At 73.3% G+C, this 26271-nt stretch carries 21 protein-coding genes; 4 read left to right on the top strand and 17 right to left on the bottom strand.

Annotated elements, in window-relative coordinates:
• Positions 1 to 17: 17 nt before the first annotated feature.
• The 10 genes from AB8735_RS27220 to AB8735_RS27175 all read right to left on the bottom strand — a co-directional run bounded on the left by AB8735_RS27220 (position 18) and on the right by AB8735_RS27175 (position 15393).
• Positions 18 to 863, bottom strand: a complete 846-nt coding sequence (locus AB8735_RS27220) for a GNAT family N-acetyltransferase (RefSeq protein WP_344030632.1) — start codon at positions 861 to 863, stop codon at positions 18 to 20.
• A 162-nt stretch (positions 864 to 1025) separates the two neighbouring features.
• Complete coding sequence (gene ispG, locus AB8735_RS27215) at positions 1026 to 2186, bottom strand: flavodoxin-dependent (E)-4-hydroxy-3-methylbut-2-enyl-diphosphate synthase (RefSeq protein ID WP_344030636.1); 1161 nt, start codon at positions 2184 to 2186, stop codon at positions 1026 to 1028.
• 172 nt (positions 2187 to 2358) lie between these two features.
• Positions 2359 to 3660, bottom strand: a complete 1302-nt coding sequence (locus AB8735_RS27210; protein ID WP_344030639.1) for a site-2 protease family protein — start codon at positions 3658 to 3660, stop codon at positions 2359 to 2361.
• Positions 3657 to 4916 (bottom strand): 1-deoxy-D-xylulose-5-phosphate reductoisomerase, encoded by a 1260-nt coding sequence (gene dxr, locus AB8735_RS27205; protein WP_372409978.1) that lies wholly within the window; start codon positions 4914 to 4916, stop codon positions 3657 to 3659. The genes AB8735_RS27210 and dxr overlap by 4 nt, the downstream gene beginning before the upstream one ends.
• Positions 4917 to 5419: 503 nt before the next feature.
• Complete coding sequence (locus AB8735_RS27200) at positions 5420 to 7354, bottom strand: acyl-CoA dehydrogenase family protein (protein ID WP_344030645.1); 1935 nt, start codon at positions 7352 to 7354, stop codon at positions 5420 to 5422.
• A gap of 141 nt (positions 7355 to 7495) precedes the next feature.
• Positions 7496 to 8203 carry a response regulator transcription factor gene (locus tag AB8735_RS27195; protein WP_344030648.1) on the bottom strand — a complete coding sequence of 236 codons (708 nt, stop codon included), beginning with the start codon at positions 8201 to 8203 and terminating at the stop codon, positions 7496 to 7498.
• Between the two features lie 43 nt (positions 8204 to 8246).
• Positions 8247 to 9407, bottom strand: a complete 1161-nt coding sequence (locus tag AB8735_RS27190) for a sensor histidine kinase (protein ID WP_372409977.1) — start codon at positions 9405 to 9407, stop codon at positions 8247 to 8249.
• Positions 9408 to 9762: 355 nt separating this feature from the next.
• Positions 9763 to 11217, bottom strand: coding sequence for an aldehyde dehydrogenase family protein (locus AB8735_RS27185; RefSeq protein ID WP_344030653.1), 1455 nt, complete (start codon positions 11215 to 11217; stop codon positions 9763 to 9765).
• Positions 11218 to 11503: 286 nt separating this feature from the next.
• The gene (locus tag AB8735_RS27180) at positions 11504 to 13066 is read right to left on the bottom strand and encodes a PucR family transcriptional regulator (RefSeq protein ID WP_372409975.1); all 1563 of its coding nucleotides are present in this window, start codon (positions 13064 to 13066) and stop codon (positions 11504 to 11506) included.
• Between the two features lie 89 nt (positions 13067 to 13155).
• Positions 13156 to 15393 (bottom strand): ATP-binding protein, encoded by a 2238-nt coding sequence (locus AB8735_RS27175; protein ID WP_372409974.1) that lies wholly within the window; start codon positions 15391 to 15393, stop codon positions 13156 to 13158.
• 259 nt (positions 15394 to 15652) lie between these two features.
• Here AB8735_RS27175 and gabT point away from each other — a divergent pair, with 259 nt between their 5' ends.
• A complete protein-coding gene (gabT, locus tag AB8735_RS27170) occupies positions 15653 to 17005 on the top strand; it encodes a 4-aminobutyrate--2-oxoglutarate transaminase (protein WP_372409973.1) in 1353 nt (450 codons plus the stop codon).
• 342 nt (positions 17006 to 17347) lie between these two features.
• Complete coding sequence (locus tag AB8735_RS27165; protein ID WP_372409972.1) at positions 17348 to 17938, top strand: phosphatase PAP2 family protein; 591 nt, start codon at positions 17348 to 17350, stop codon at positions 17936 to 17938.
• A 201-nt stretch (positions 17939 to 18139) separates the two neighbouring features.
• Here the strand turns inward: AB8735_RS27165 and AB8735_RS27160 are convergent, their stop codons facing one another.
• The 6 genes from AB8735_RS27160 to AB8735_RS27135 form a co-directional block, all read right to left on the bottom strand.
• Positions 18140 to 18586, bottom strand: coding sequence for a bifunctional DNA primase/polymerase (locus tag AB8735_RS27160; protein WP_344030665.1), 447 nt, complete (start codon positions 18584 to 18586; stop codon positions 18140 to 18142).
• 87 nt (positions 18587 to 18673) lie between these two features.
• A complete protein-coding gene (locus tag AB8735_RS27155) occupies positions 18674 to 20086 on the bottom strand; it encodes an NAD(P)/FAD-dependent oxidoreductase (RefSeq protein ID WP_372409970.1) in 1413 nt (470 codons plus the stop codon).
• Positions 20087 to 20090: 4 nt separating this feature from the next.
• A complete protein-coding gene (locus tag AB8735_RS27150; RefSeq protein WP_344030671.1) occupies positions 20091 to 20894 on the bottom strand; it encodes an ABC transporter permease in 804 nt (267 codons plus the stop codon).
• Positions 20894 to 21802, bottom strand: a complete 909-nt coding sequence (locus AB8735_RS27145) for an ABC transporter permease (protein ID WP_344030674.1) — start codon at positions 21800 to 21802, stop codon at positions 20894 to 20896. Before AB8735_RS27145 ends, AB8735_RS27150 begins: the two co-directional genes overlap by 1 nt.
• Entirely contained in the window at positions 21799 to 22974 is a 1176-nt protein-coding gene (locus AB8735_RS27140; protein ID WP_344030677.1) for an ABC transporter ATP-binding protein, read from the bottom strand. Before AB8735_RS27140 ends, AB8735_RS27145 begins: the two co-directional genes overlap by 4 nt.
• Before the next feature lie 305 nt (positions 22975 to 23279).
• A complete protein-coding gene (locus AB8735_RS27135; RefSeq protein WP_372409966.1) occupies positions 23280 to 23765 on the bottom strand; it encodes a DUF4190 domain-containing protein in 486 nt (161 codons plus the stop codon).
• Positions 23766 to 23836: 71 nt separating this feature from the next.
• Here AB8735_RS27135 and AB8735_RS27130 point away from each other — a divergent pair, with 71 nt between their 5' ends.
• A complete protein-coding gene (locus AB8735_RS27130) occupies positions 23837 to 24469 on the top strand; it encodes an NADAR family protein (protein ID WP_372409965.1) in 633 nt (210 codons plus the stop codon).
• Here AB8735_RS27130 and AB8735_RS27125 read toward each other — a convergent pair.
• Positions 24418 to 25137, bottom strand: coding sequence for a DUF4190 domain-containing protein (locus tag AB8735_RS27125; protein ID WP_372409964.1), 720 nt, complete (start codon positions 25135 to 25137; stop codon positions 24418 to 24420). The two genes, AB8735_RS27130 and AB8735_RS27125, sit on opposite strands and share 52 nt — an antisense overlap.
• Before the next feature lie 107 nt (positions 25138 to 25244).
• Here AB8735_RS27125 and AB8735_RS27120 point away from each other — a divergent pair, with 107 nt between their 5' ends.
• Positions 25245 to 26267, top strand: coding sequence for an adenosine deaminase (locus tag AB8735_RS27120; protein WP_372409963.1), 1023 nt, complete (start codon positions 25245 to 25247; stop codon positions 26265 to 26267).
• The last annotated feature ends 4 nt before the right edge of the window (positions 26268 to 26271 follow it).

The raw sequence follows: 26271 nt of genomic DNA, 5'->3' as shown, positions 1-26271 counted from the left end.
GCCCCACCGGACCCGGGTCAGAACAGCACGCTCATGAACGCGCCGTCCTCCACGAAGCCCACCCGCCGGTACGCCGCCCGCGCCGCGGCGTTGTAGTCGTTGACGTAGAGGCTGGCGACGGGGGCGACGTCCCGCAGGGCGTAGCGCAGTACGGCGGCCATGCCGGTGACGGACAGGCCGCGGCCGCGGTGCTCGGGGGCGACCCAGACGCCCTGGATCTGGCAGGCGCGGTCGGTGGCGGCGCCGATCTCGGCCTTGAAGACGACGCGGCCGTCCTCGATGCGGGCGAAGGAGCGTCCGGAGCCGACGAGTTCGGCGACGCGGGCCTGGTAGAGGAGCCCGCCGTCCCCGGCGAGCGGCGAGACCCCGACCTCTTCGGTGAACATGGCCACGCACGCGGGCAGGATCGTTTCCATCTCGTCCTTGCGGACGCGGCGGACGAACGGGTCGGGCTCGATGTCCGCCGGGAGGGTGCGGGTGACCATCAGCGGCTGATGGGGGCGGACCTCGCGGGCCGGGCCCCAGTGCGGTTCGAGGAGCGACCAGAGCGCGGCGGTGGGCCCGGCGGGGCCGACGATGGAGGAGCAGCGGCGGCCCGCGCGGCGGGCGCGGTCGGCGAAGGCGCGGACGGCCTCGGGGCCGGCGCAGATGGGGACGAGGTTGGCGCCGGCGTAGCAGAGCGATTCGAGGCGCCCGTCCGTGTACCAGCCCCACATCTCGCCGCCGAGCCGCCAGGGGTCGAGCCCGGCGACCCGGACGCGGGCGGCGACGAAGGCGTTGGCGACCGGCTCCCGGTCGAGGACGGCGAGGGCGGCGTCGAGTTCGCCGGGCTCGAGGACCTTGGTGGTGGTCGTCGTCAGCACGTGTGGGATTGCCTCACCGTCGCGGGCCGGAGGCCGGGGGATGGGGTCCTGGGCGGGTGTCCGGGGGTGTTCCCCCGGGCAGACACAGTACCTCTCCGCTCCCGCGGGCAGCCCTCCGCGGGCGGGGACATGACGCCGTCCCCGCCGGCGGTGCCGCGACCGCTACTCGCCCGCGGCGACGACGGTGGGCGTGCCCGAGGCGACGCCCTCCTTCTCCATCTGTGCGGCGAGCTTCTGGGCCTCTTCGATGAGGGTCTCGACGATCTTCGACTCGGGGACGGTCTTGATGACCTCGCCCTTCACGAAGATCTGGCCCTTGCCGTTGCCCGAGGCCACACCGAGGTCGGCCTCGCGGGCCTCGCCCGGACCGTTGACGACGCAGCCCATGACCGCCACCCGCAGCGGGACCTCCATGCCGTCCAGGCCCGCGGTCACCTCGTCCGCCAGCTTGTAGACGTCCACCTGGGCGCGGCCGCAGGACGGGCAGGAGACGATCTCCAGACGGCGCTGGCGCAGGTTCAGCGACTCCAGGATCTGGATGCCGACCTTGACCTCCTCCGCCGGCGGGGCGGAGAGGGAGACGCGGATCGTGTCGCCGATGCCCTCGGACAGCAGGGCGCCGAAGGCCACCGCGGACTTGATGGTGCCCTGGAACGCCGGACCGGCCTCGGTGACGCCCAGGTGCAGCGGGTAGTCGCACTGGGCGGCCAGCTGGCGGTAGGCGTTGACCATCACGACCGGGTCGTTGTGCTTGACCGAGATCTTGATGTCCCGGAAACCGTGCTCCTCGAAGAGCGACGCCTCCCACAGCGCCGACTCGACCAGGGCCTCGGGGGTGGCCTTGCCGTACTTCTGCAGCAGGCGCCGGTCCAGCGAGCCGGCGTTGACACCGATGCGGATGGGGGTGCCGGCGTCGGAGGCCGCCTTGGCGATCTCCTTCACCTTGTCGTCGAACTGCTTGATGTTGCCGGGGTTCACGCGGACCGCGGCGCAGCCGGCGTCGATGGCGGCGAAGACGTACTTCGGCTGGAAGTGGATGTCCGCGATCACCGGAATCTGCGACTTGGCGGCAATGATCTTCAACGCATCGGCGTCGTCCTGCGTGGGACAGGCCACGCGCACGATCTGGCAGCCCGACGCCGTCAGCTCCGCGATCTGCTGCAACGTCGCACCGATGTCCGACGTCCGCGTCGTCGTCATCGACTGCACCGACACGGGGGCGTCGCCTCCGACGGCCACGGAACCGACCTGGATCTTGCGGCTGACCCTGCGGTCGGCGAGCTTGGTCGGAACGGACGGCATTCCCAGCGAAATGGCAGTCATCTGGCGAGCAACCCCAAGGTCTGAATCATGGTCCCGATATCGGCGGGCTCCGGCATCCGAGGTTACGGCAAGCGATCCCCCCGAGGCACATCCCGCCTCGAACACCACACGAACGAGAGGTGGCCGGACACGGAACGTGTCCGGCCGCCCTCGCCCGCCTCCCCGCCGCGGATCAGGTCAGACGCACGGGGTTGACCACGTCGGCGACGAGCACCAGCAGCGTGAAGCAGATGAAGACGCCCGCCACGACATAGGCGACCGGCATCAGCTTGGCCACGTCGAAGGGGCCCGGGTCGGGCCGGCGGAAGACCTTGGCGACGGCCCGCCGCAGGGATTCCCAGAGCGCCCCGGCGATGTGCCCGCCGTCCAGCGGCAGCAGCGGCAGCATGTTGAACAGGAACAGTGACAGGTTGAAGCCCGCCAGCAGGAGCAGCATCGTCGCGATCTGCTGGGACGGCGGGATGTCGAGGTTGAACACCTCGCCGCCGACCCGGGCGGCGCCGACGACGCCCATCGGGGAGTCGGCCTTGCGCTCGCCCCCGTCGAAGGCCGCGTTCCACAGGTCCGGGATCTTGGCCGGCAGGCTGACCAGCGACTCCACACCGGACTGGACCATGTCGCCCATGCGGTCCACGGACTGGCCGAAGGACTGCGGGACGACGCCGCGGGCGGGCGCGAAGCCCAGGAAGCCCGCCGTGACGTACTCGCCGCGGATCGGGTTGCCCTTGCCGTCGTACTTCTGGACCTGGTTCTCGATCAGGCTGGCGTGCAGGTCGAGGCGCTTGCCGTCCCGCTCGACGGTGATCGTCGCCGGGCCGGTGGTCCTGCGGATGTCCTGCTGGATCGTCTTCCAGTCCGGCGTGGGCTCGCCGTTGAAGGCGACGATCTTGTCCTTGGGCTTGAGGCCCGCCGCGTTGGCCGGGGACTTCGGGGCGTCCTTGGGACAGGTGTCGGTGGCGGACGACGCCTTGACCACGCAGTCCTGCACGGAGCTGACCTGGGTGGTCTCGGTGCTGATGCCGAAGGTCATCAGGATGCCGAGGAACAGCGCGACGGCCAGCACCAGGTTCATGAACGGGCCGGCGAACATCACGATCACGCGCTTCCAGGGCTTGCGCGTGTAGAACAGCCGCGACTCGTCGCCGGGCTGGAGCTCCTCGAACGCCGCCGACCGGGCGTCCTCGATCATGCCCCGCCAGGGCGAGGTGGAGCGGGCCGCGATCTTCCCGTCCTCGCCGGGCGGGAACATGCCGATCATGCGGATGTAGCCGCCCAGCGGGACGGCCTTGACGCCGTACTCGGTGTCGCCCTTCTTCCGCGAGAACAGCGTCGGCCCGAAGCCGACCATGTACTGCGGGACCCGGATGCCGAACATCTTGGCCGTGGAGAGGTGGCCCAGCTCGTGCCAGGCGATCGAGAAGAGCAGGCCCACCACGAAGACGACTATCCCGAGGACCGTCATCAGTGTCGTCATGCGCGGGCCTCCGAGGTCGTTGCGGCCGTACGGGCCGCCAGTTCACGGGCCCGGGCACGGGCCCAGGCCTCCGCCTCCAGGACGTCCGGGAGCGTCAGGGAAGTTCCCGCGGCGGGGGTGCCGTGCTCCGCGACGACCTCGGCGACGGTGTCCACGATGCCATTGAACGGCAGCGCGCCGGCGAGGAACGCGTCCACGCACTCCTCGTTCGCCGCGTTGAAGACCGCCGGGGCCGTGCCGCCCAGGGTGCCGACGTGCCGGGCCAGGGCGACCGAGGGGAACGCCTCCTCGTCCAGCGGGAAGAACTCCCAGGTCGAGGCCTTAGACCAGTCGAACGCCGGGGCGGCGTCGGGCACCCGCTCGGGCCAGCCCAGGCCGATCGCGATCGGGCCGCGCATGTCCGGCGGGGTCGCCTGGGCCAGCGTCGAACCGTCCGTGAACTCCACCATCGAGTGGACGTAGGACTGCGGGTGGACGACGACCTCGATGCGGTCGAAGGGGATGTCGTAGAGCAGGTGCGCCTCGATCACCTCCAGGCCCTTGTTGACCAGGGTCGCCGAGTTGACGGTGATCACCGGGCCCATCGACCAGGTCGGATGCGCGAGGGCGTCCGCCGGGGTGACCGCCGCCAGCTCGTCCTTCGTCCGGCCGCGGAACGGGCCGCCGGACGCGGTGACCACCAGCTTGCGGACCTCGGAACGGGCCCCGCCCAGCAGCGCCTGGAACAGTGCGGCGTGCTCGGAGTCCACCGGGACGATCTGCCCCGGCTTGGCCACGGCCTTCACCAGCGGACCGCCGACGATCAGCGACTCCTTGTTCGCCAGCGCCAGCGACCGGCCGGCCTCCAGGGCGGCCAGGGTCGGGGCCAGGCCGATCGACCCCGTGATGCCGTTGAGGACGGTGTGGCACTCGCTGCCGGCCAGCTCCGTGGCCGCGTCCGGCCCGGCGAGGATCTCCGGCAGCGGCTCGCTCCCGTACCGCTGCTCCAGCGCCTCGCGCAGCGCGGGCGCCTTGTCCCGCCGGGCGATGCCGACCCTGGCCACCCTCAGCCGGTGCGCCTGCTCCGCGAGCAGCTCGACCCGGCCGCCGGCGGCGGACAGGCCCGTCACCCGGAACCGCCCGGGGTTGCGGAGCACAAGGTCGATGGCCTGGGTGCCGATCGAGCCGGTCGAGCCGAGGATGACGATCTCGCGCGGGGTGCCCGGGGGGAGGGGGGCGGAATAGCGCAGATGGGGGTCAGCGAGGGAGTCGGTCATCCCCCTATTGTTGCCGCACGCGCGGCGGTGCCGGGCGGGCGGCCGGGATTCTCGCCCCGGTCCCGCCCCAACCCTCTTCCGAAGGGGGCTCGGCCCCCTTCGGAACCCCGTGGCGCGCGGGGGCGCGCGGGGCCCGCGCTCGGCGCGGTGGGCGTGGGTATCGCGCTTCGCGCGGGTGGGCGGGGGCTGCGCCCCCTGCACCCCTGCTTCGGGCTCCGCCCCGGGCCCCGCAATGCGGCTGCGCCGCATTGTCCTCAAGCGCCGGACGGGCTATTCAGCCCGTCCGGCGCTTGAGGACAACCGCGCGAAGCGCGGTTTGCGGGGGGTCAGGGGGCGCAGCCCCCGGTGGGGCGCAGGGGCGAAGCCCCGCCCACCCGCGCGAAGCGCGGTGCCGGGCCCCGGGGCGGAGCCCCGGAATGGGGGCACCCCCTCTGGGGGAGGTGAAAGGGCGGGGCAGGGGCACCCAACCGCCCGCAGGGCGCCCCGCCCCGCCCCCGGCGCGCTCAGTCGACCGGCCGGTGGACGTTCTCCGCCTTCGACGGGCCCGGCGTCGCGTCCGCGATCCAGGGGCCGTCGCCGCTCGGGTCGAGGATGCCCGCCTCCAGCCACTCGTACGACCCGGACATCACCCGCCCCACCACCTTCCGGTCCACCCCGTCCGTGTTCGTCCACAGGCGGGCGAACAGCTCGTCCGCCCGCACCCGCGCCTGGCGGCAGAACGCGTCCGCGAGCTCGTACGCCTCCGTCCCGTGCGCGCCCTCCGAGCGCAGTCGTTCGGCGCGTACGCACGCCGCGCTCATCGCGAAGAGCTCGGCCCCGATGTCCACCACGCGCCCCAGGAAGCCCTGTTTGGTCTCCAGTCGGCCCTGCCAGCGCGACATGGCGTAGAAGGTGGAGCGCGCGAGCCGGCGCGAGGAGCGTTCGACGTAGCGCAGGTGCCCGGAGAGGTCGCGGCACCCGGCCGGGTGGAACGCGGTATAGCTGGTCGGCAGCTGGCCCGGGCCGGCGACCAGCTTCGGCAGCCAGCGGGCGTAGAAGCCGCCGGCCCGGGCCCCCGCCCTGGCCTTGTCGCCGAGGGACTTCTCGGGGTCGATGAGGTCGCCGGCGACGGAGAGGTGGGCGTCCACCGCCTCCCGCGCGATGAGCAGGTGCATGATCTCGGTCGAGCCCTCGAAGATCCGGTTGATGCGCGCGTCGCGGAGCATCTGCTCGGCGGGGACGGCCCGTTCGCCGCGCGCGGCCAGCGACGCCGCGCTCTCGTAGCCGCGCCCGCCGCGGATCTGGACGAGCTCGTCGGTCATCAGCCAGGCCATCTCGCTGCCGTAGAGCTTGGCGAGGGCCGCCTCGATGCGGATGTCGTTGCGGTCCTCGTCAGCCATCTGGCTGGAGAGGTCGAGGATCGCCTCCAGGGCGAAGGTCGTGGCGGCGATGAAGGAGATCTTCGAGCCCACGGCCTCGTGCCTGGCGATGGATTTGCCCCACTGCTCCCGGGCGGCGGACCACTCTCGGGAGATCTTCAGGCACCACTTTCCGGCGGAGACGCACATGGCGGGGATGGACAGCCGCCCGGTGTTCAGCGTGGTCAGCGCGATCTTCAGCCCGGCGCCCTCGGGGCCGATGCGGTGGGCCGCGGGCACCCGGACCTGGTGGAAGCGGGTGACGCCGTTCTCGATGCCGCGCAGGCCCATGAACGCGTTGCGGTTCTCGACGGTGACGCCCTCGGCCGTCGCCTCGACGACGAAGGCCGTGATGCCGCCCTTGTGCCCCTCGCTCCTCGGCACCCGGGCCATGACGACCAGCAGGTCGGCGACGACACCGTTGGTCGTCCAGAGCTTGACGCCGTCGAGGACGTAGTCGTCGCCGTCGGGCACGGCGGAGGTGGCCAGCCGCGCCGGGTCGGAGCCGACGTCCGGCTCGGTGAGGAGGAAGGCCGAGATGTCGGTGCGGGCGCAGCGCGGCAGGAAGAGGTCCTTCTGCTCCTGGGTGCCGAAGAGCTTGACCGGCTGGGGGACGCCGATGGACTGGTGGGCGGAGAGGAGCGCGCCCACGACGGGGCTGACGGAGCCCACCAGGGTCAGGGCCTTGTTGTAGTAGACCTGGGTGAGACCGAGGCCGCCGTACTTGACGTCGATCTTCATGCCGAGGGCGCCGAGCTCCTTGAGGCCGCGCACGGTCTCGTCGGGGATCCGTGCCTCGCGCTCGATGCGGGCGCTGTCGATCCGGGTCTCGCAGAAGTCGCGCAGCCGGGCGAGGAACTCCTCGCCGCGCCGCACGTCCTCCGGAGCGGGCGTCGGGTACGGGTGGATGAGGTCGAGCCGGAACCTGCCGAGGAACAGCTCCTTGGCGAAGCTGGGCTTCTTCCAGCCCTGCTCGCGGGCCGCCTCGGCGACCTGGCGGGCTTCTCGCTCGGAGACCGGCCGTACGGATGGTGCGGACATGTGGCACCTCGCCGCTCGAGTCGTGGCGTCGTCCCGGTCACTACCGACCGGTGCTACCCGTCCGTATGTACCCGATCCGGACGGTGTCTACCAGACCGCGTGCACGGTTCCGGCGCCCGGTGCGCGGACGGAGGGCGCGTCTCAGTGTCGCGCGCCCGGCGTCACGAGTCCGCTCTCGTAGGCGAGGACCACGGCCTGGGCGCGGCTGCACAGGCCGAGTTTGGCCATGGCGCGGTTGAGGTGGGTCTTGACGGTGGCCTCGCTGATGACGAGCTCGGTGGCGATCTCCACATTGGACAGGCCGCGCCCGGTGTGGCGCAGCACCTCCCGTTCGCGGCCGGTGAGCGCGTCGAGGGTCCCGCCCCGCGGGGGGCCGGGGTCGGTCCGCCGCCCGGCGTCGCCGGTGAACGCCTCGACGAGGCGGCGCGTGACGCTGGGCGAGAAGAGGGTGTCGCCGCCCGCCACGGCGGTGACGGCGGCCAGCAGCCGCTGCGGCCCGGCGTCCTTGAGCAGGAAGCCGGCGGCTCCGGCGCGCAGCGCGGCGTAGACGTACTCGTCGAGGTCGAAGGTGGTGAGGACGAGGATCCGGGGTGCCGGGTCGAGGCCGGCGGCGAGGATGCGCTCGGTGGCGGTGATGCCGCTGAGGCCAGGCATGCGGATGTCCATGAGGACGACGTCCGGGCGGTGGGCGACGGCGAGGTCGACGGCTTCCTGCCCGTCCGCGGCCTCGGCCACCACGGCCATCCCGGGGGCGGCGCGCAGCAGGGCCGCCACCCCGGCCCGGATGAGGATCTGGTCGTCGACGACGAGGACGCGTATCTCCTCCGCGCCGCCCTGCTCGAAGGTCATGGCCCGCCCCGTTCCCCGCCGGATCACTGGAGATCGCTGGAGATCACTGGAGGGGAAGGGTCAGCCGGACCTCGAAACCGCCGTCCGCCCGCGGGCCGGCCACGACCTTTCCCCCGTAGATCCTGGCGCGTTCGCGCATGCCCAGCAATCCGTGTCCGCCGGGGGCCGGCGAGTTGGCCGGATCGTTTCCCCGCCGCCGGCCCGCGGACCGGCCGTCGTCGGTGACGCTCAACTCCAGCTCGTGCGGCCGGAATTCGACGCGGACGGCGGCGCGGGCGGCGCCGGCGTGCTTGATGACGTTCGTCAGCGCCTCCTGGACGACCCGGTACGCGCACAGGTCGGGACCCGCCGGAAGGGGCCGCCGCTCCCCCACGACCTCCAGGTCCACGTGCACGCCGGCCGCCCGTACCCGCTCGACGGTCGCCTCCAGCCGGTCCAGTCCGGGCATCGGCTGGTACAGGAAGTCCCCTGCCTGCTCCGCGCCCTCGGGGCCGACGCGGAGCACGGCCAGCAGCCGGCGCAGTTCGTCCAGGGCCTCCCCGCTGGTGGCCGAGATCGTGCCCAGTGCGGCGTGGGCGGTGTCCGGGTCGGTGGCGAAGACGTAGTCGGCGAGCCCGGCCTGCACCGATACGACGGACATGTGGTGGGCGACCACGTCGTGCAGTTCACGGGCGATGCGGACCCGCTCCTCCGCGACGGCGCGGCGGGCGTTCTCCTCGCGCTGCCGGAACAGTTGGGCCGCCAGCCCGGACAAGGCCGCGTTGCGCTCGGCGAGTTGGCGCGCGGTGAAGCCGTACTTCAGCACGATGCAGTTCAGCACCACGGCCTGGGCGGCGACGTTCGGCATGCTGTCGGTGTCGCTGAACACCGCCCCCGCCTCCATGCACACCGCGAAGCCCACACCGCAGGCCAGGGCCCACCACCGGGGACGGCTCGCCGCGACCGTGTACAGCATCACGATCGGGGCGATGCCGTTGATGACCGGCCAGAAACCGGCGGCGATGTACCAGAGCCACAGGACACCGGTCAGGGCGAAAATGGGGACGGGCGCCAGCCGACGGGCCGCCAGGCTCAGGTTGATGACGCAGATCAGCACGTAGCCCAGGGCGTCGGGCCGGTCCCAGGGATCGCCCAGGGTCGACGGGTTGCCGGCGTAGAGCAGCCCCGTCGCGGTGCAGCCCACCGCCAGCGGCGAGTCCCGCACCCATGGCGGCCACCCCGCGACACGTCGTCTCAGCGCCTGTACACGCGTCCGTGTCCGCACCACTGCCGTCCGCACCGCCGCAGCGTCCCACGTGTCGCGCGGCGGGGCATCGGCCCGGTGGAGGTGATGCCGCCTGCCGCGCCGGTTGGAGGGAAAGCGACGGGATACCGCGGGAGTTGACCCGGGATTCAACCGGGCGGGGGATGGCCCCCGCCCGCCGCCTCCCTAGAGTCGTTCGCGTCGGCACCCCGGACGGTCACGGGGGACACGGGGGAAGAACGTGCCGACGGCACGGGGGAGGCAGTGCGCTCCGGGACCGGTCCCGGAGCGCACTGCCGGCGCGTTGCAGAGCGCGTTACAGCGCCAGGCCCGTCAGGACGAGCACCCGCTCGTAGGTGTAGTCGTCCATGGCGTAGCGCACGCCCTCGCGGCCCACGCCGGACTGCTTGGCGCCGCCGTAGGGCATCTGGTCGGCGCGGTAGGACGGGACGTCGCCGATGACCACGCCGCCGGTCTCCAGCGCGCGGTGCGCGCGGAAGGCGGTCTGCAGGTCGTGGGTGAACACGCCCGCCTGGAGGCCGTACGGCGAGTCGTTGACGGCGGCGAAGGCGGCGTCCTCGCCGTCGGCCTTCGAGAGGGTGAGGACCGGGCCGAAGACCTCCTCGCAGGCGAGGGTGGTGCCGGCGGGGACGTCGGCCAGGACGGTCGGGGCGTAGGTCGCGCCCTCGCGCTTCCCGCCCGCGAGCAGCTTCGCCCCGGCGGCGACGGCCTCGTCCACCCAGGACTCGACGCGCTTGGCGGCGTCCTCGCTGACGAGGGGGCCGACGTCGGTGGCGGCGTCCGACGGGTCGCCGGTGACCTGGGCCTCGACGGCCGCGACGACCTTGGGCACCAGGCGCTCGTACAGCGACGCGTCGGCGATGACCCGCTGCACGGAGATGCAGGACTGGCCGCCCTGGTAGTTGGAGAAGGTCGCGATGCGCTGCGCGGCCCAGTCCAGGTCCGCCTCGGAGGACCAGTCGGCGAGGACGACGGCCGCGCCGTTGCCGCCCAGCTCCAGGGTGACGTGCTTGCGCGGGACGGAGTCGAGGATCGACCAGCCGACGGGGCCGGAGCCGGTGAAGGAGATGACCGGCAGCCGCTCGTCCCGGACGAGCGCGGGCATGCGGTCGTTGGGGACGGTCAGCACGCTCCACGAGCCGGCCGGCAGCTCGGTCTCGGCCAGCAGCTCGCCGAGGACGAGGGAGGAGAGCGGGGTCGCCGGGGCCGGCTTGAGGATGATCGGGGCACCCACGGCGATGGCGGGGGCGACCTTGTGCGCGGCCAGGTTGAGCGGGAAGTTGAAGGGCGCGATGCCCAGCACGGCGCCGCGCGGGAAGCGGCGGGTGAGGGCGAGGCGGCCGGTGGAGCCCGGGTCGGTGTCCAGGCGCTGGGCGTCACCGGCGTTGAAACGGCGCGCCTCCTCGGCGGCCCAGCGGAAGACGGAGACGGCGCGGCCGACCTCGCCACGGGCCCACTTGATCGGCTTGCCGTTCTCGGCGGAGATCAGCTGGGCGATCTCCTCGGTGCGCTCCGTGAGGCGCTTGGCGACGTGGTCGAGGGCGGCGGTCCGGACGTGGGCGGGCGTCGCGGCGAACTCCTCGCGCACGGCGTGCGCGGCGGCGACGGCCTCCTCGACCTGCGCCTCGGTCGGCACGCTGACCGTGCCGACGAGCCGGCCGTCCCAGGAGTTGTGGACGTCGAAGGACTCCTCGCCGGTGGCCTTGCGGCCGGCCAGCCAGAAGGCGTGCGGAGCGGGGGAAGAGGTCATGGGCCCGGCCCTTCCGGAGTGGTGGATGTTCGCCCTCACCGTAGGGCGCACCGGGCGAGCTGTTGTTTGTCCGTGGTGGAGCGGTGGGTGTTGTCGGTGCGCCGGATCGGCGGGTGGGGAGGATGCCCCGGTCCCGCCCTTTCACCGTTTCTTTGCGCTCCCGCGCGGGGCAACGCGGCTGCGCCGCGTTCGTCCTCAAACGCCGGACGGGCTGATTTCAGCCCGTCCGGCGTTTGAGGACACCCGCGCGGAGCGCAAAGAAACGGTGAAAGGGCGGGGCGGGGGCTCACTCCCCCGGCGAAGCCGGGGACGTCGCCTTCAACGCCAGCCACAACTCCATCCGCACATCCGGATCGTCCAGCGACCGCCCCAGAATCTCCTCCACCCGCCGCATCCGGTACCGCAGCGTATGCCGGTGCACGCCCAGGTCGGCCGCCGCCGCGTCCCACTGCCCGTGCCGGGACAGCCACGCCCGCAGCGAGGCGACCAGGTCGCCACGCCCGGTGGCGTCATGGGCGCGGAGGGCGCGCAGCAGCCCGTCCGCGAACGCCCGCACCGCATCGTCCGCGAGCAGCGGAAGCACCGACCCCGCCGCGACGTCCTCGTGCTCGACCAGCACGCGCCCGCGCCGCCGCGCGACGGCGAGCGCCTGCTCGGCCTGGCGGAAGGCGGCCGCGGTCGCGGACGGCCCGGCGGGTGCGGAGAGCCCGAGCACCACACCGCCGGACTCCGTGAACTCCGTGCAGGCGGCCACCGCCGCGCCCCCGTCCGGCGCGAGGACGACGAGGCGTTCCCCCTCGGGAACGGCGAGCACCGCCTCCGCCGCCCGGCTCGCCGCGGTCTCCACCGCGTCGGCCAGCCCGGCCAGCGGATCGGCCACGGGCTCCGCCTCCTCCGGCACCGGCGCCGGCTCCGCCACCAGCACCCGGAACGGCGCGTCGAGGAGCGCCCCGTACAGCTCGCCGGCGACGTCCCGCGCGTGGTCCGCCTGGCCGGACAGCAGCATCCGCCAGACCGCCGCGCCCAGGCGCTGTTCCGCCCGGTGCAGCGCGCGGGAGCGCTCGGTGGCGAGGGTGAGGAGGGCGACGGCGGAGTTGACGGCGTAGCGCTCGGAGGTGCCGAGCGGCGCGCCGGTGCCGACGGCGAGGACGCCGCGGGCGCGCCGGCCGGTGCCGAGGGACTGGAGCTCGACCCGGTCCTCGCCCTCCTCGGGGGCGACGACCGCGCTCGCGGGGGCGGACCGTTCGCGCAGCCGCTCGACCTGGGGGCCGAGGCGGGAGGCGCGGCGGGTGGCCCACTCGGGCGCGGCGGCCACGACCGCGCCGGAGGCGTCGTAGAGGGCGGCCCACCCGTCGAGGTACCCGGCGAGCCGGGCGAGCACCCCGGCGGGTCCGTCCGCCCCGAGGGCGGCCCGGGTCAGCTCCCGCTGGGCCTCGAAGCCGGCGGTGACGGCCCGGTACTGCTCGGCGGCGATGGCCGCGGAGACGGCCTTGCTGATGGCGATGAAGGGGGTGCGGCGGGGCACCTCCAGCAGCGGGAGGCCCGCCTCCGCGGCGGCGTCGACGAGCGCGGGCGGCGTCTGCTCGTAATTGACGCCCACGGCGAACCCGAGGCCGACCACCCCGGCCCGCACCAGCCGCCGGACGTAGGGCCGGACGGTGCCCGGGTCCGCCGCGTCGATCTTCATGGCGGTGGTGAGCAGCAGTTCGCCGCCCTCCATCCACGGCACGGGGTCCGCCAGCTCGCTGACGTGGGCCCAGCGGACGGGGACGTCCAGCCGGTCCCCGCCCGCGAGCACGGTCAGCTTGAGCGCGGAGTGGTGGACGAGCGAGGCGAGGGTGGGAGGCATGGATCCTGGGGGTCGCGACACTGCCGTTCCGTATGAACGACTGCCGCCAATTCTGCCCCAGCGGCGTAAACCCTGGTAACCCAGGCCCCTCACCTGCACAGATCGACCAGCACCGGCGGCGCGGCCGCGCCTCCCACCGACGTCACGGAGAGCACCGCGTGCCCCGGGGGGACCGAGTGGGCCAGCTCGGAGGCGGACCAGCGCTCGCGCTCGACGGTGCGGACGGTGACGGACTGGGCGGTGACCGCCCGGCCGCTGATCAGCCGGCGCAGGACGTGCATGCTGCGGGAGAACGGGTCGTGGGCGACGACCTGCCGGTCCGTCACGTCCCGCGTCTCGACCCACTCCTTGCCCCAGACCTCGGCGAACAGCGCCCCGTCCCAGGTCGTCACCCCGGAGAGGGCCATCCGGCAGCCGACCGAGCCGAGCAGCGGCCCGCGCAGGGCCTCGGGGACGTCGTCGAGCGTCCGCAGGGTGAGGAGGGCGCCCGCGTGGGCGGAGCGCAGCCGCTGCAGGCCGCGGACGGACTCGGCGGTGACGGCCGAGGTGGCGTCGTCGAGGACGAGACAGGCGAACAGCGACCGGTCGGCGCGGCCCGCCGCGCACTCCGTGAACTGGGCGAGCACCAGCCGGGCGAGCATCCGCGACGCCTCGGCGTGGCCGCGCTCGGGCAGGTCGACACGGACGCGCAGCGGGTGTTCGAGGGTGCGCAGGGAGAAGGTGCGCCCGGGGTGGGCAGTGTCGAAGAAGCCGGCGAAGGCGGGCCGGTCCAGCAGGGCGAGCCGGTCGGCGAGCAGCGGGGCCACGTCGCCCGGGCGTCCGGTCTGCCGCTCGCGGGCGTCGAGTTCGCGCAGCAGTCCGTCCTGGCCGTCGGCCGTGAGCACGGCGCGCAGGGCGCCGAGCGCCCTCGGGGCGCCGTCGAGGAGCTCGCGCAGCTCGGGGACGGAGGGGAAGCGGCCATGGGCCGCGCGGTAGGGGCCGAGGAGCTGGGCGAGGGCGGTGGCGGCGCGGCGCCCGTCGGCCTCGGGCCGCGTCCCGGCGAGGTCGCCGACGAGGCCCTCGGCGAGGACCCCGGCGGCCTCGTCCGGGTCGTCGGTGCCGCCGTAGAGGTCGAGGTCGTACTCCGAGTCGGGGCGGCCGATCTTCACCACGACGTCGAAGGCGGCGTCCGGCGCCAGGTCCGCCCCCGCCGCGCCGACCGCGACGACGGCCGCCCGCCCGGCCAGCGCCTGGAGGCAGAGCGACTCCAGGACGGGCCGCACCAGGCGCTCCGTCTTCCCGCTGCCGGGCGGGCCGACGGCCAGCAGGGACGTGCCCAGCAGCCCCGGGCCGAGGGCGCAGCCCGTGCCGCGGTGCGCCCAGGGGTTGCGGCGGTCGTCGGCGGCGGTGCCGATCCGCACCTGCCGGGCGAGGAGGTCGTGGCGGGCGGTGCGGACGGCCAGGTCGCGGGCGCCCGAGGGGTGCGGGCAGGCGGCGGCGCCGTGCCGCAGGACGGTGTCGGTGAAGGCGGCGAGCCGGTCCGGCCGGGCGGTGGCGGCCTGCCAGGCGCGGTCGATGCGGGCGTGGTCGACGTCGTTCATCAGCCCGGCGCGGGCGTCGGCGGCGAGCCGGTCGGCGGCGTCGTGCGCCCCGGCGGCCCGCAGCCGCGGCCACTCGGCGGGGTCCTCCCGGGGCGCGGGGGCGACGGGCGGCGGCTCTCCCCCGTCGTCCCACAGGCGGCGCACCAGGGGCGCGCCCCAGCGGCGCCAGACCTCGGGCCAGCGCCCGAGGCGGCCGAAGAAGAACAGCAGGACGGCGGCGGTCAGCGCGTAGTAGCCGTACGAGAGGACGACGAAGGTCATGCCGCTGCGCCAGGACTCGGCGGTGAAATTGAACAGCGGCCACATCCACAGGCCGCCGAGGAAGCTGTTCCACAGCAGCGACCACAGCAGCCAGCAGGACAGCAGCGCGATCAGCGCGCCGCCGAGCAGCTGCCGGGCGGGCACCCTGACGGGCTCCTCGGCGGGCCTGGGCCGGTGGGCGAAGGCCCACACCCCGGGCGCCGCCTCCGGCCGCGGGGTGCGCAGCCAGGCGAGGAACGGGGCGCCGGGCGGCGGCCCGTCCGGGTCGGGGGCGTCCTCCCGCGGCGGAGCGGCCGGCGCCGGGGGCACGGACGGCGGAGGCGCGGACGGACGGGGCGGGACGGCCGCCGGGTGCGGCGACCCGGCCGACGACCCGGCCGACGACCGGGCCGGCGGCACGGCCCGGTGCAGCGGCCGCCCGTCGCGTGGTGTCGCGGAGGCGTCCTCGCGTTCCGCCGACGCGTCGTACGTGCGCTCGATGTCCATCGCTGCCCCTCGCCCCCTCGCCCGCCCTCTGCCACGCGCGCGTCCGAAGTGTCCCCGGGTCAATCTAGTGGGCGGGAGCGGGGAGTTCAGCGTCTCCGGCACGCCCGGGCGCGATCGGCGCACGGGCGTGCCGCGCCCCGTGCCATGTCCGGTACGGACAAGGGACGCGGGCGACTTCTCCCGAACGGAACATGCCGAGGTACGGGAGCCCGCCCTAGCCTGCGACCAAAAGTCCGCGTTCTTCCCCCGGGAGCCCCTCATGACCGAACTGACCGGAGGCCCGTCCCTCCCCCAGGAGCGCCGCGTCGTCACCGCGATCCCCGGCCCGAAGTCGCTGGAGCTCCAGGCCCGCCGCAGCGCCGTCGTGGCCGCCGGCGTCGGCTCGACGCTCCCGGTGTTCACCACCCGTGCGGGCGGTGGCGTCATCGAGGACGTGGACGGCAACTCGCTGATCGACTTCGGCTCCGGCATCGCCGTGACCTCGGTCGGCAACAGCGCCGAGGCCGTGGTGCGCCGGGCGACGGCGCAGCTCGCCGACTTCACCCACACCTGTTTCATGGTCACCCCCTACGAGGGGTACGTGGCGGTCTGCGAGCAGCTCGCCGAGCTCACCCCCGGTGACCACGCCAAGAAGTCGGCGCTGTTCAACTCGGGCGCCGAGGCCGTCGAGAACGCGGTGAAGATCGCCCGCGTGCACACCAAGCGCCAGGCGGTCGTCGTCTTCGACCACGGCTACCACGGCCGCACCAACCTGACGATGGCGCTCACCGCCAAGAACATGCCGTACAAGCAGGGCTTCGGCCCGTTCGCCCCCGAGGTCTACCGGGTGCCGGTGGCCTACGGCTACCGCTGGCCCACCGGCCCGGAGAACTGCGGCCCCGAGGCCGCGGCCCAGGCCATCGACCAGATCACCAAGCAGATCGGCGCCGACAACGTCGCCGCGATCATCATCGAGCCGGTGCTGGGCGAGGGCGGTTTCATCGAGCCGGCCAAGGGCTTCCTGCCGCGCATCGCGCAGTTCGCCAAGGACAACGGCATCGTCTTCGTCGCGGACGAGATCCAGTCCGGCTTCTGCCGCACCGGCCAGTGGTTCGCCTGCGAGGACGAGGGCATCGTCCCGGACCTGATCACCACGGCCAAGGGCATCGCGGGCGGTCTGCCGCTCGCCGCGGTCACCGGCCGCGCCGAGATCATGGACTCCGCCCACCCGGGCGGCCTCGGCGGCACCTACGGCGGCAACCCGGTGGCCTGCGCGGCCGCGCTCGGCGCCATCGAGACCATGCGCGAGATGGACCTCAACGCGAAGGCCAAGCGCATCGAGGAGGTCATGAAGGGCCGCCTCGCCGCCATGCAGGAGAAGTTCCCGGTCATCGGCGACATCCGGGGCCGCGGCGCGATGATCGCGATCGAGCTGGTCAAGGACCCGGCGACGAAGGAGGCCCACCCCGAGGCCGCCGCCGCGCTCGCCAAGGCCTGCCACGCGGAGGGGCTGCTGGTCCTGACCTGCGGCACCTACGGCAACGTGCTGCGGTTCCTGCCGCCGCTGGTCATCGGCGAGGACCTGCTCAACGAGGGTCTGGACATCATCGAGGCGGCCTTCGCCGGGCTGTGAGCCGGGCCGTACGGTCCTGCACATCCGTGCGTGAAGAACATGTGCGGGGCGGGTGGTGGAGGGGTGACACGGCTACCACCCGCCGCTTCCGCTGCCGTACGGTTTCTGCGGATGAGTGAGACATCCCGTCCGCGGAACCACGCGGACGCCGCCCCGCCGGTGCTTCCCCAGCGCCTGCGCGGCCGTGCCCTCGTGCACACCACCGGGGCTCCGGGCCCCGGGAATCCTCACGGATCGGACGACCGCCCGCCCCACACCCCCCGGGGCGCGCGGTGCACCGGCCGGGACGGCGGCTCCGGAACCACCCCCCCTGTTCCGGGGCCGCCGGCTCTTCTCCTCCTTTTGCTACCGGTCCTCTTCACCCTGATCGCCTGGCAGATCGTCACGCACGGTCCGCTGCGCGCGCTCGACGAGCGGCTGGGCGCGGCACTGATCTCCCCCTCCGCCGTCGCCCGCTTCCTGGCCGACCTCGGCAACGCGTCCGTCGCCGTGCCGGTGCTGCTCGCGGCCTGCGGGTGGGCGGTGTGGCGCGGTACGCGTACGTGGCGGCAGGCGCTGGCGGCGTGCCTGTGCATGGCGGTGGTACCGGCGCTCGTGGTCCCCCTGAAGCTGTGGATCGCCCGTCCCGGGCCGCCGGGGATGGGGCCGGGCGGCTATTTCCCGTCGGGGCATGCGGCGACGGCGGCGGTGGCGTACGGGTTGGTGGTGCTGCTGCTCGCCGCCGGGCGCGGGTGGTGGGTCTGGGCGGCGGGGTACGCCGTGCTGAATGTCGCGGTGGGGGTCGGGCTGGTGCGGTGCGGGTATCACTGGCCGTTGGATGTGGTGGGGGCGTGGTGTGTGGCGGGTGTGCTGCTGTTTGTGCCCCGGCCCCGCCCTTTCACCGTTTCTTCCGGGGCTCCGCCCCGGGGCCCGGCACCGCGCTCCGCGCGGTGAGCGGGGGCTGCGCCCCTGCACCCCTGCTTCGGGGCTCCGCCCCGGACCCCGTATCGCGGCTCCGCCGCTCGTCCTCAGGCGCCGGACGGGCTATCCAGCCCGTCCGGCGCCTGAGGACAGCGGCCCAGGGGGCTGAAGCCCCCGCCAGGGCCCGGGGGCTTCAGCCCCCGGTTCCGGGAAGGGGCGGGATGGGGGAAAAACTCACCCCCCGACCACCCGATGCAACGCCCCCTCCAACCCCACCGGATCCGTCAGCACCCCCGACCCATCGGGCGGCACAAGCCAGCGCACCGGAGAACGCCCCCGCAGCGGATGCGGAACGACCACCCACCCCCCGGCCCCGACCCCCCGCACCCCCGTCCCCACCCACCGCCCCGCCGTCCCCGGCGGGACGAGGAAGCCGACCCGGCCGGCCCGTTCGTCGCAGAGCACCGGGCCGGGGCGGCGCGTCCGCCGGGAGAGCAGCTCCGCGGCGGGGCGGCCGAGCGCGGCGGGGACGACGAGCACGTCCCAGAGCCGTCCGGCGGGCAGCAGCACGACCCCGAAGGGGTCCCGCTGCCACTGCCGCCGGCAGGCCCGGGGGTCGGGCGCGGCCGAGGCCAGCCACTCCACCGCGCTCCGCCCGCTCCCCGTAACACCGCTGCCCATCTGCCGCCTCCAAAGCGTCCCGTCGTGTGCGTACACGGATGAGAGGGGGCGGGCAGCCGGTCATGACGCGACTTAGGAAGCCGGTTCTCAGCTGTCGAAGCCGAGCCCGACCTTGTCCATCGCCTTCAGCCACAGGTTCCGCCGCCCGCCGTTCTCGTCGGCGCGCGTCATCGACCACTGGGTGAGACCGATGCCCACGGACCGCACGGGCTCCGGCGGGAACGGCAGCGGCTTGGTGCGGACCATCTCCAGCTCCGTGCGCTCCGTCCGCTCCCCGGCGAGCAGGTCGAGCATGACGTCCGCGCCGAAGCGCGTCGCCCCGACCCCCAGCCCGGTGTAGCCCAGCGCGTAGGCGACGCGCCCGCCGTGCGCGGTGCCGAAGAAAGCCGAGAAGCGGGAGCAGGTGTCGATGACACCGCCCCACGCATGCGAGAAGCGCACGCCCTCCAACTGCGGGAAACAGCGGAAGAAGTGCTCGGCGAGGCGCCGGTACGTATCCGGGTTGTGGTCGTACTCGGCCCGGATCTCACTGCCGTAGTGGTAGACGACGTCGTAACCGCCCCACAGGACACGGCGGTCGGCGGTCAGCCGGAAGTAGTGGAAGTGGTTGGCGTAGTCGCTCAGCCCCTGCCGCCGCCTCCACCCGACGGCCGCCAGCTGCTCCTCGGTCAGCGGTTCGGTGACGAGTGCGTAGTCGTAGACGGGCGCGATGTACGGGCGCAGGCGCTTGACCAGGGAGGGGAACGCGTTGGTGGCCAGCGCGGCCTGTCGGGCGAAGACCCGCCCGTACGGAGTGCGGAGGGCGACGCCGGTGCCGCGCGAGGACAGTTCGCTGCCGGGAGTGTGCTCGTAGAGCCGGACCCCGGCCGTAAGGCAGGCCCGTTTGAGACCCCAGGCCAGCTTCGCCGGGTGGAGCATGGCGACGCCGGTGCGGTCCCAGAGGCCGGCGAGGAAGGTCGGGGAGTCGACCTCGGCGCGCATCGCGTCACGGTCGAGGTAGGTGTGGCCGGTGAGGCCGTGGGCGGCGAACTCGTCGGCGGTCTCGCGGAGTTCGTCCACCTGGTGCGGGGCGGTGGCGATCTCGATCTCGCCGGTGCGCTCGAAGTCGCAGTCGATGCCGTGGCGTTCGAGGGCGGCCTCGATGCCGTCCAGGTTGCGGCGGCCGAGGTCCTCCAGGAGGCCTATCTCGTCGGGCCAGCGGGCGAGGCCGTTGCCGGTGCCGTGGGTGACGGAGGCGGCGCAGAAGCCTCCGTTGCGGCCGGAGGCGGCCCAGCCGCACTCCTCGCCCTCGATGAGGACGACGTCGCGGGCGGGGTCGCGTTCCTTGGCGTTGAGGGCGGTCCACAGCCCGGAGTAGCCGCCGCCGACGACGAGCAGGTCGCAGTGCTCGTCGCCGACGAGGGCGGGGCGGGGGTCGGGCCGCCCGGGGTCGTCGAGCCAGTAGGGGCGCAGGGTGGTGTCGGAGAGTGCTCGGGCAGGGTTCATGGCACGGGCGGCCATGGTCTCAGCTCCTTCTTCGGCGTCTCCCGGCAAGCTGGCCAGCGAGAACGCACATCACGGCGATGACGAACATCGCGGTCCCGATGACATTGATCTGAACGGGCGTGCCCCTCTGTGCCGCTCCCCAGACGTACATGGGGAAGGTCACGGTGGAGCCGGCGTTGAAGTTGGTGATGATGAAGTCGTCGAAGGAGAGCGCGAAGGACAGCAGTGCTCCCGCGGCGATGCCGGGGGCGGCGATGGGCAGCGTGACGCGCAGGAAGGTCTGCAGCGGGCTGGCGTAGAGGTCCTGGGCGGCCTGTTCCAGGCGCGGGTCCATGCTCGTCACCCGGGCCTTGACGGCGGTGACGACGAAGCTCAGGCAGAAGGTGATGTGGGCGACGAGGATCGTCCAGAAGCCGAAGCTGACACCGGTGTTGAGGAAGAGCGTGGCGAGCGAGGCGGCCATCACGACCTCGGGCATCGCCATGGGCAGGAAGACCAGGCTGCTGACCGAGGAGCGGGCCCGGAAGCGGTACCGGGCCAGCGCGAAGGCCGCGGCGGTGCCGAGCACGGTGGCGCCGAGGGTGGCCCACAGCGCGATCCAGAGGCTGAGCGAGAGCGAGCCGCACAGCCCGTCGACGTCGCAGGGGTGGGTCCAGGCGTCCGTGGAGAAGCGCTGCCACTCGTAGTTGAAGCGGCCGTTGGGCTTGTTGAACGAGAAGACCGTGACGACGACGTTGGGCAGCAGCAGATAGGCCAGGGTGGCCAGACCGGCGAGGACGACGAGGTTGCGGCGCAGCCAGCGCAGCGGGCGGACGGCGGCCATCAGACGACGTCCTCCGTCCCGGCGCGGCGCAGGTAGACCGTGACCATGGCCAGGATCGCGGCCATGAGGATGAAGGACAGGGCGGCGGCGGTCGGGTAGTCCAGGACGCGCAGGAACTGGGACTGGACGACGTTGCCGATCATCTTCTGGTCCGGGGAGCCGAGCAGTTCGGCGTTGATGTAGTCACCGGTGGCGGGGATGAAGGTGAGCAGCGTGCCGGCGACGACGCCGGGCATGGACAGCGGGAAGGTCACGTGGCGGAAGGTGGTCAGGGGGCGGGCGTAGAGGTCGCCGGCCGCTTCGTGGAGCCGCCCGTCGATCCGCTCCAGGGAGGTGTAGAGCGGCAGGATCATGAAGGGCAGGAAGTTGTAGGTGAGGCCGCAGACGACGGCGAGCGGGGTGGCGAGCAGCCGGTGCCCCTCGGTGACGCCGAGCGCGTCGGTGAGGCCGAGGACGTGCAGCGTGTCGAGCGCGGAGACGACGGGGCCGCCGTCGGAGAGGATCGTCTTCCAGGCCAGGGTGCGGATGAGGAAGCTGGTGAAGAACGGCGCGACGACCAGCACCATGAGCAGGGTCCGCCAGCGGCCCGCCTTGAAGGCGATGAGGTAGGCGAGCGGATAGCCGAGGAGCAGGCAGAGGACGGTCGCGGCGGTCGCGTAGCCGACGGAGCGCAGGAACTGCGGGTAGTACTGGGCCAGGGCGTCCCAGTAGGTGGCGAAGTGCCAGGTGACCTGGAAGCCGTCCTCCAGCGACCCGGTCTGCACGGAGGTCGATGCCTGGTAGACGAGGGGTGCGACGAAGAAGAGGAGCAGCCAGAGGATGCCGGGGAGCAGCAGCCAGTAGGGGACGAGGCGGCCGCGGCGGGCGGGTGCGGCGGCGGGAGCGGGGGCGGTGGCGGTCGTCGTCACGAGGGCCCCTCCCCCAGGTCGACGTCCGTGCCGGCCTCGATGCGCTGGGCGGCGTCCAGCCCGAAGCCGTGGCCCGGGTTCCAGTGCAGGAGCACCTCGGCGCCGGGGACGAGGCGGGGGTCGCGCTCGATGTTCTGCTCGTAGACGGACAGGCCGGAGGAGCCCGCGGCGACCGGGCTGTCGACGATGTACTGGGTGGAGACGCCGATGAAGCTCGACGCGGCGATGCGGCCGCGGACACGGTTGCGCCCGGCGGGCACGGTGTCGGCGTCGTCGGCGTGGGTGAGGGTGATCTTCTCCGGCCGTATGCCGAGGAGCAGCTTGTCGCCGGTACGGGCGGCGAGCGGGCAGCGGTCGGCGGGCAGCGCGAGCTTGGTGCCGGCGGCGCGCAGCACGAGGTCGGAACCCGCTGCGTCGAGGACCTCGGCGGTGATGAGGTTGGAGGTGCCCAGGAAGTTGGCGACGAACGTGGTGCGCGGGGTCTCGTAGAGGTCCGCGGGCGCACCGAGCTGTTCGACCCGGCCGGCGTTCATGACGGCGACGGTGTCGGCCATCGTCATGGCCTCCTCCTGGTCGTGGGTGACGTGCACGAAGGTGATGCCGACCTCGGTCTGGATGCGCTTGAGCTCCAGCTGCATCTGACGGCGGAGCTTGAGGTCCAGGGCACCCAGCGGCTCGTCGAGCAGGAGGACGCGGGGGTGGTTGATGAGCGCGCGGGCCACGGCGACGCGCTGCTGCTGGCCGCCGGAGAGCTCGTGCGGCCGGCGCCGGGCCAGCTCGCCCAGCTGGACGAGGTCGAGCATCTCGCCGACCTGCTTCTTCACGGACTTGACGCCCCGGCGGCGCAGCCCGAAGGCGACGTTCTCGAAGATGTCGAGGTGGGGGAAGAGCGCATAGCTCTGGAAGACGGTGTTGACCGGCCGCTTGTACGGGGGGAGGGCGGTCACGTCCGTGCCGCCGAGCACGACGGTGCCGGTGGAGGGCTCCTCCAGGCCGGCGATCATGCGCAGGGTGGTGGTCTTGCCACAGCCGGAGGCCCCGAGCAGGGCGAAGAAGGATCCCGCGGGGACCGTGAGGTCCAGCGGGTGCACGGCGGTGAAGGAGCCGTACCGTTTGCTGATCCCGGCGAGGCACACGTCGGTGCCGCTGCCGCTCGGGGCGGTTGCTGTCATGGGTGTGGATCCAGAGGTGTGGGGGCGTAGAGCACATAACAGTGACATACGGACGCGGGAGGTCGCGCCCGGGTCGTGCGGGTGCCGCATCGCTCACCTCCTCCACCGGCCGTACGGGCTCGGGGACAGGCGTTGCTCCTGCCGGATGTGATCGCCGATCCTGGCAGAGGAGTGGCCCCACAACAAGAGATTCCGTCGCAGAGATTTGGCTCTGCGACGGAATCAGCGCTTGCGCGGGTTGCGGCGGGCGAGGTCCGCGGCGGGCGGGGTCGGAGCATGCCCGACCCTCAGAGCATGCCCGCCCCTCAGACCATGCTCGACCCGATGGCGGCCGCGATGGCCAGATAGACCAGCGGCAGGATCAGGCCCAGGATGCCCAGGACGATGCCCGCGGTCGCGGCGCCGCGGTTGGTCGCCTCGCCCTTGCTGACCTTGGAGCGGCCGACCCCGCCGAAGACGATGCCCAGGATGCCCAGGATGATCCCGAAGAACCACAGGAACACGACCGCGCTGCAGATCGCGCCGATGAGGCCGGTGACCAGACCGGCGGTGCCCATGCCGTTGCTGGGCTGCGCCGGCGGGTACGGGGCCGCGCCGTACGGCTGGACCGGCGGGGCGGTCGGGTAACCGCCCTGGTAAGGCGCGCTGTTGGCGGCCGGGTAGCCGTAGCCGGGCTGCTGCGGGGGCTGCTGCGGCTGCTGCGGCGAAGGCGGGCCGTAAGGATTCTGACCGTAGCCGGACAAAGTTGTGGATCCCCTCGTTGGATATACGCCGGGCAATGTTATGACCATGACCGGGAGGCGGGGGCGGCGCTCCGGATAATCACTCTCCGTTGTCAGTGCCCGCTGCCAGAATGGCTGCCATGACACACACGGGGGAGATCCTGACCGGGCGGGCCGGGCGGACCGCGCATCTGGCGCGTTCCGTCGAGGAGCTGACGGCCGCGGTGGAGCGCGGCGAGCGGCCGAAGTACGTCCACTTCTGGGGCCACCGGCCCCGGCGCGACGGAGGCGTGGGGCCCGGCTGCTTCAGCCAGTGGTGGCCCTCGCCCTTCACGGTGGACGGGGTGGCCTATCCGACGGCGGAGCACTGGATGATGGCCGGAAAGGCCCGGCTCTTCGCCGACGCGGAGGCCGAGGCCCGGGTGCTGGCAGCGGGCCACCCCAAGCAGGCCAAGGACGCCGGGCGCACGGTGCGCGGCTTCGACGAGGAGGAGTGGCGGCGCCACCGCTTCGCCCTCGTCGTCGAGGGCAGCGTGCACAAGTTCGCCGCCCACCCGGAGCTGACGGAGTATCTGCTGGGCACCGGGGAGCGCGTGCTGGTGGAGGCCAGTCCACTGGACCGGGTCTGGGGCATAGGCCTGGCCGCCGCCGACGAGGGGGCCGACGACCCCGCCCGCTGGCAGGGCCTGAATCTCCTGGGCTTCGCGCTGATGGAGGCGCGTCAGCGGCTCGCCGGGGCCGGGGCGAGCGGCGCCGAGACGGAGGTGCGGTAGGTGCCGCCCGGATCGTCGTCGTAGTCGTCACGGGACCGGTGCCGGTCGGGGTCGGGGGCGATGGCCACCAGCACGATCATCAGCACCGACAGCAGGAGCGCGAGGGAGCCGAGGATCAGTCCGGCCGTGGCCGCACCCCGGTTGGACGCCTCGCCCTTGGTGACCTTGGCCCGCCCGATGGCGCCGAAGACGACCGCCAGCACCCCGAGGACGATGCCGAAGACCATGGTGAACGAGAGCACCACGCCCACGATGCCGAGCACCATCGCCGCGGTGCCGAAGCCGTTGTTGGGCACCTGGGGCGGGGCCGGCCAGAGCTGCCCGTAGGGCGCTCCCGGGTAGCCGCCCTGACCGTACGGGGGTATGGAGCCGTAGCCCGGGTACGGCGCGCCCTGCGGGTGGCCGGGCGGCGGGCCCGCGTAGGGCCCGTACCCGGCGGGGCGGTAGGCGCTCGGGGTGCCCGGGCCCGTCGGCGCCGGGGGCACGGGCGGCACGCCGCCCTCCGGACGGGGCGGCGGCACGGCCGCGGGGGCGGCCGGCGGCGTCACCGGCGGGGCGGCCGGACGCTCTCCGTCCCCGCCCTTGCCGAGCGGCACCCGCCGCTCCGGCGGGGCCCAGGGGTCGCGGTCCTCCCGGGGCCCCGGCTGCGCACTGCCCGTCTCGGACATGACCCTCCCAGTAGCTGTCCTGTCATGCTACGGCCTCCGTACGGCGGTACGGACGCCGCACATACGATGATCCGCACCCGCCGAACGAACCGGCCCTGGAGGCCCGCATGTCCGTACTCGCCCCGTTCATCGCCGGACTGCCCAAAGCCGAGCTGCACGTGCACCACGTCGGCTCCGCGTCCCCGCGCATCGTCGCCGAGCTGGCCGCCCGCCACCCCGACTCCCCCGTGCCCACCGACCCCGAGGCCCTGGCGGACTTCTTCACCTTCCGCGACTTCGCGCACTTCATCGAGGTCTACCTGTCGGTCGTCGACCTCATCCGCGACGCGGAGGACGTCCGGCTGCTGACCTACGAGGTCGCCCGCGACATGGCGCGGCAGAACATCCGCTACGCCGAGCTGACCGTCACCCCCTTCAGCTCGGTGCGGCGCGGCATCCCCGACGCCGCCTTCGTCGAGGCCATCGAGGACGCCCGCAAGGCGGCCGAGACCGAACTGGGCGTCATGCTGCGCTGGTGCTTCGACATCCCCGGCGAGGCGGGCCTGGCGGCGGCGGAGGAGACCGCCCGGATCGCCTGCGACCTGCGGCCCGAGGGCCTGGTCTCGTTCGGCCTCGGCGGGCCCGAGATCGGCGTCCCCCGCCCGCAGTTCAAGCCCTACTTCGACCGCGCCATCGCCGCCGGGCTGCACAGCGTGCCGCACGCCGGGGAGACCACGGGCCCGCAGACGATCTGGGACGCCCTGACCGAGCTGCGCGCCGAGCGCATCGGCCACGGCACCAGCGCCGTCCGGGACCCGCGCCTGCTGGAGCACCTCGCCGAGCACCGCATCCCGCTGGAGGTCTGCCCGACCTCCAACCTCGCCACCCGGGCCGTCGAGGACATCGACCGGCACCCGGTCAGGGAGATGGCCGCCGCGGGCGTCCTGGTGACGATCAACAGCGACGACCCGCCCATGTTCGGCACCGACCTCAACAACGAGTACGCGGTCGCCGCCCGCCTGCTGGACCTCGACGCCCGGGGCGTCGCGGACCTCACCAAGAACGCCGTCGAGGCGTCGTTCCTCGACGCGGGCGGCAAGGCCGCGCTGACGGCGGAGATCGACGCCTACACGGCGAGCTGGCAGGCTTAAGGCC

The organism is Streptomyces luteireticuli, from assembly GCF_041519305.1.
GTDB classification, from domain to species: domain Bacteria; phylum Actinomycetota; class Actinomycetes; order Streptomycetales; family Streptomycetaceae; genus Streptomyces; species Streptomyces luteireticuli.
Note: the sequence above shows the minus strand (reverse complement) of the source record. Positions and strands in the feature narration are given on the sequence as shown.

Excerpts from the sequence above, each read along its gene's own strand:
- AB8735_RS27180 (WP_372409975.1), bottom strand. The coding sequence starts at position 13,066 with ATGCCTCCCACCCTCGCCTCGCTCGTCCACCACTCCGCGCTCAAGCTG.
- AB8735_RS27200 (WP_344030645.1), bottom strand. The coding sequence starts at position 7,354 with ATGTCCGCACCATCCGTACGGCCGGTCTCCGAGCGAGAAGCCCGCCAG.
- AB8735_RS27120 (WP_372409963.1), top strand. The coding sequence starts at position 25,245 with ATGTCCGTACTCGCCCCGTTCATCGCCGGACTGCCCAAAGCCGAGCTG.
- AB8735_RS27160 (WP_344030665.1), bottom strand. The coding sequence starts at position 18,586 with ATGGGCAGCGGTGTTACGGGGAGCGGGCGGAGCGCGGTGGAGTGGCTG.
- AB8735_RS27195 (WP_344030648.1), bottom strand. The coding sequence starts at position 8,203 with ATGACCTTCGAGCAGGGCGGCGCGGAGGAGATACGCGTCCTCGTCGTC.
- AB8735_RS27130 (WP_372409965.1), top strand. The coding sequence starts at position 23,837 with ATGACACACACGGGGGAGATCCTGACCGGGCGGGCCGGGCGGACCGCG.
- AB8735_RS27155 (WP_372409970.1), bottom strand. The coding sequence starts at position 20,086 with ATGGCCGCCCGTGCCATGAACCCTGCCCGAGCACTCTCCGACACCACC.
- AB8735_RS27185 (WP_344030653.1), bottom strand. The coding sequence starts at position 11,217 with ATGACCTCTTCCCCCGCTCCGCACGCCTTCTGGCTGGCCGGCCGCAAG.
- AB8735_RS27150 (WP_344030671.1), bottom strand. The coding sequence starts at position 20,894 with ATGGCCGCCGTCCGCCCGCTGCGCTGGCTGCGCCGCAACCTCGTCGTC.
- AB8735_RS27175 (WP_372409974.1), bottom strand. The coding sequence starts at position 15,393 with ATGGACATCGAGCGCACGTACGACGCGTCGGCGGAACGCGAGGACGCC.
- AB8735_RS27140 (WP_344030677.1), bottom strand. The coding sequence starts at position 22,974 with ATGACAGCAACCGCCCCGAGCGGCAGCGGCACCGACGTGTGCCTCGCC.
- ispG (WP_344030636.1), bottom strand. The coding sequence starts at position 2,186 with ATGACTGCCATTTCGCTGGGAATGCCGTCCGTTCCGACCAAGCTCGCC.
- gabT (WP_372409973.1), top strand. The coding sequence starts at position 15,653 with ATGACCGAACTGACCGGAGGCCCGTCCCTCCCCCAGGAGCGCCGCGTC.
- AB8735_RS27135 (WP_372409966.1), bottom strand. The coding sequence starts at position 23,765 with ATGGTCATAACATTGCCCGGCGTATATCCAACGAGGGGATCCACAACT.
- AB8735_RS27125 (WP_372409964.1), bottom strand. The coding sequence starts at position 25,137 with ATGTCCGAGACGGGCAGTGCGCAGCCGGGGCCCCGGGAGGACCGCGAC.
- AB8735_RS27210 (WP_344030639.1), bottom strand. The coding sequence starts at position 3,660 with ATGACGACACTGATGACGGTCCTCGGGATAGTCGTCTTCGTGGTGGGC.
- dxr (WP_372409978.1), bottom strand. The coding sequence starts at position 4,916 with ATGACCGACTCCCTCGCTGACCCCCATCTGCGCTATTCCGCCCCCCTC.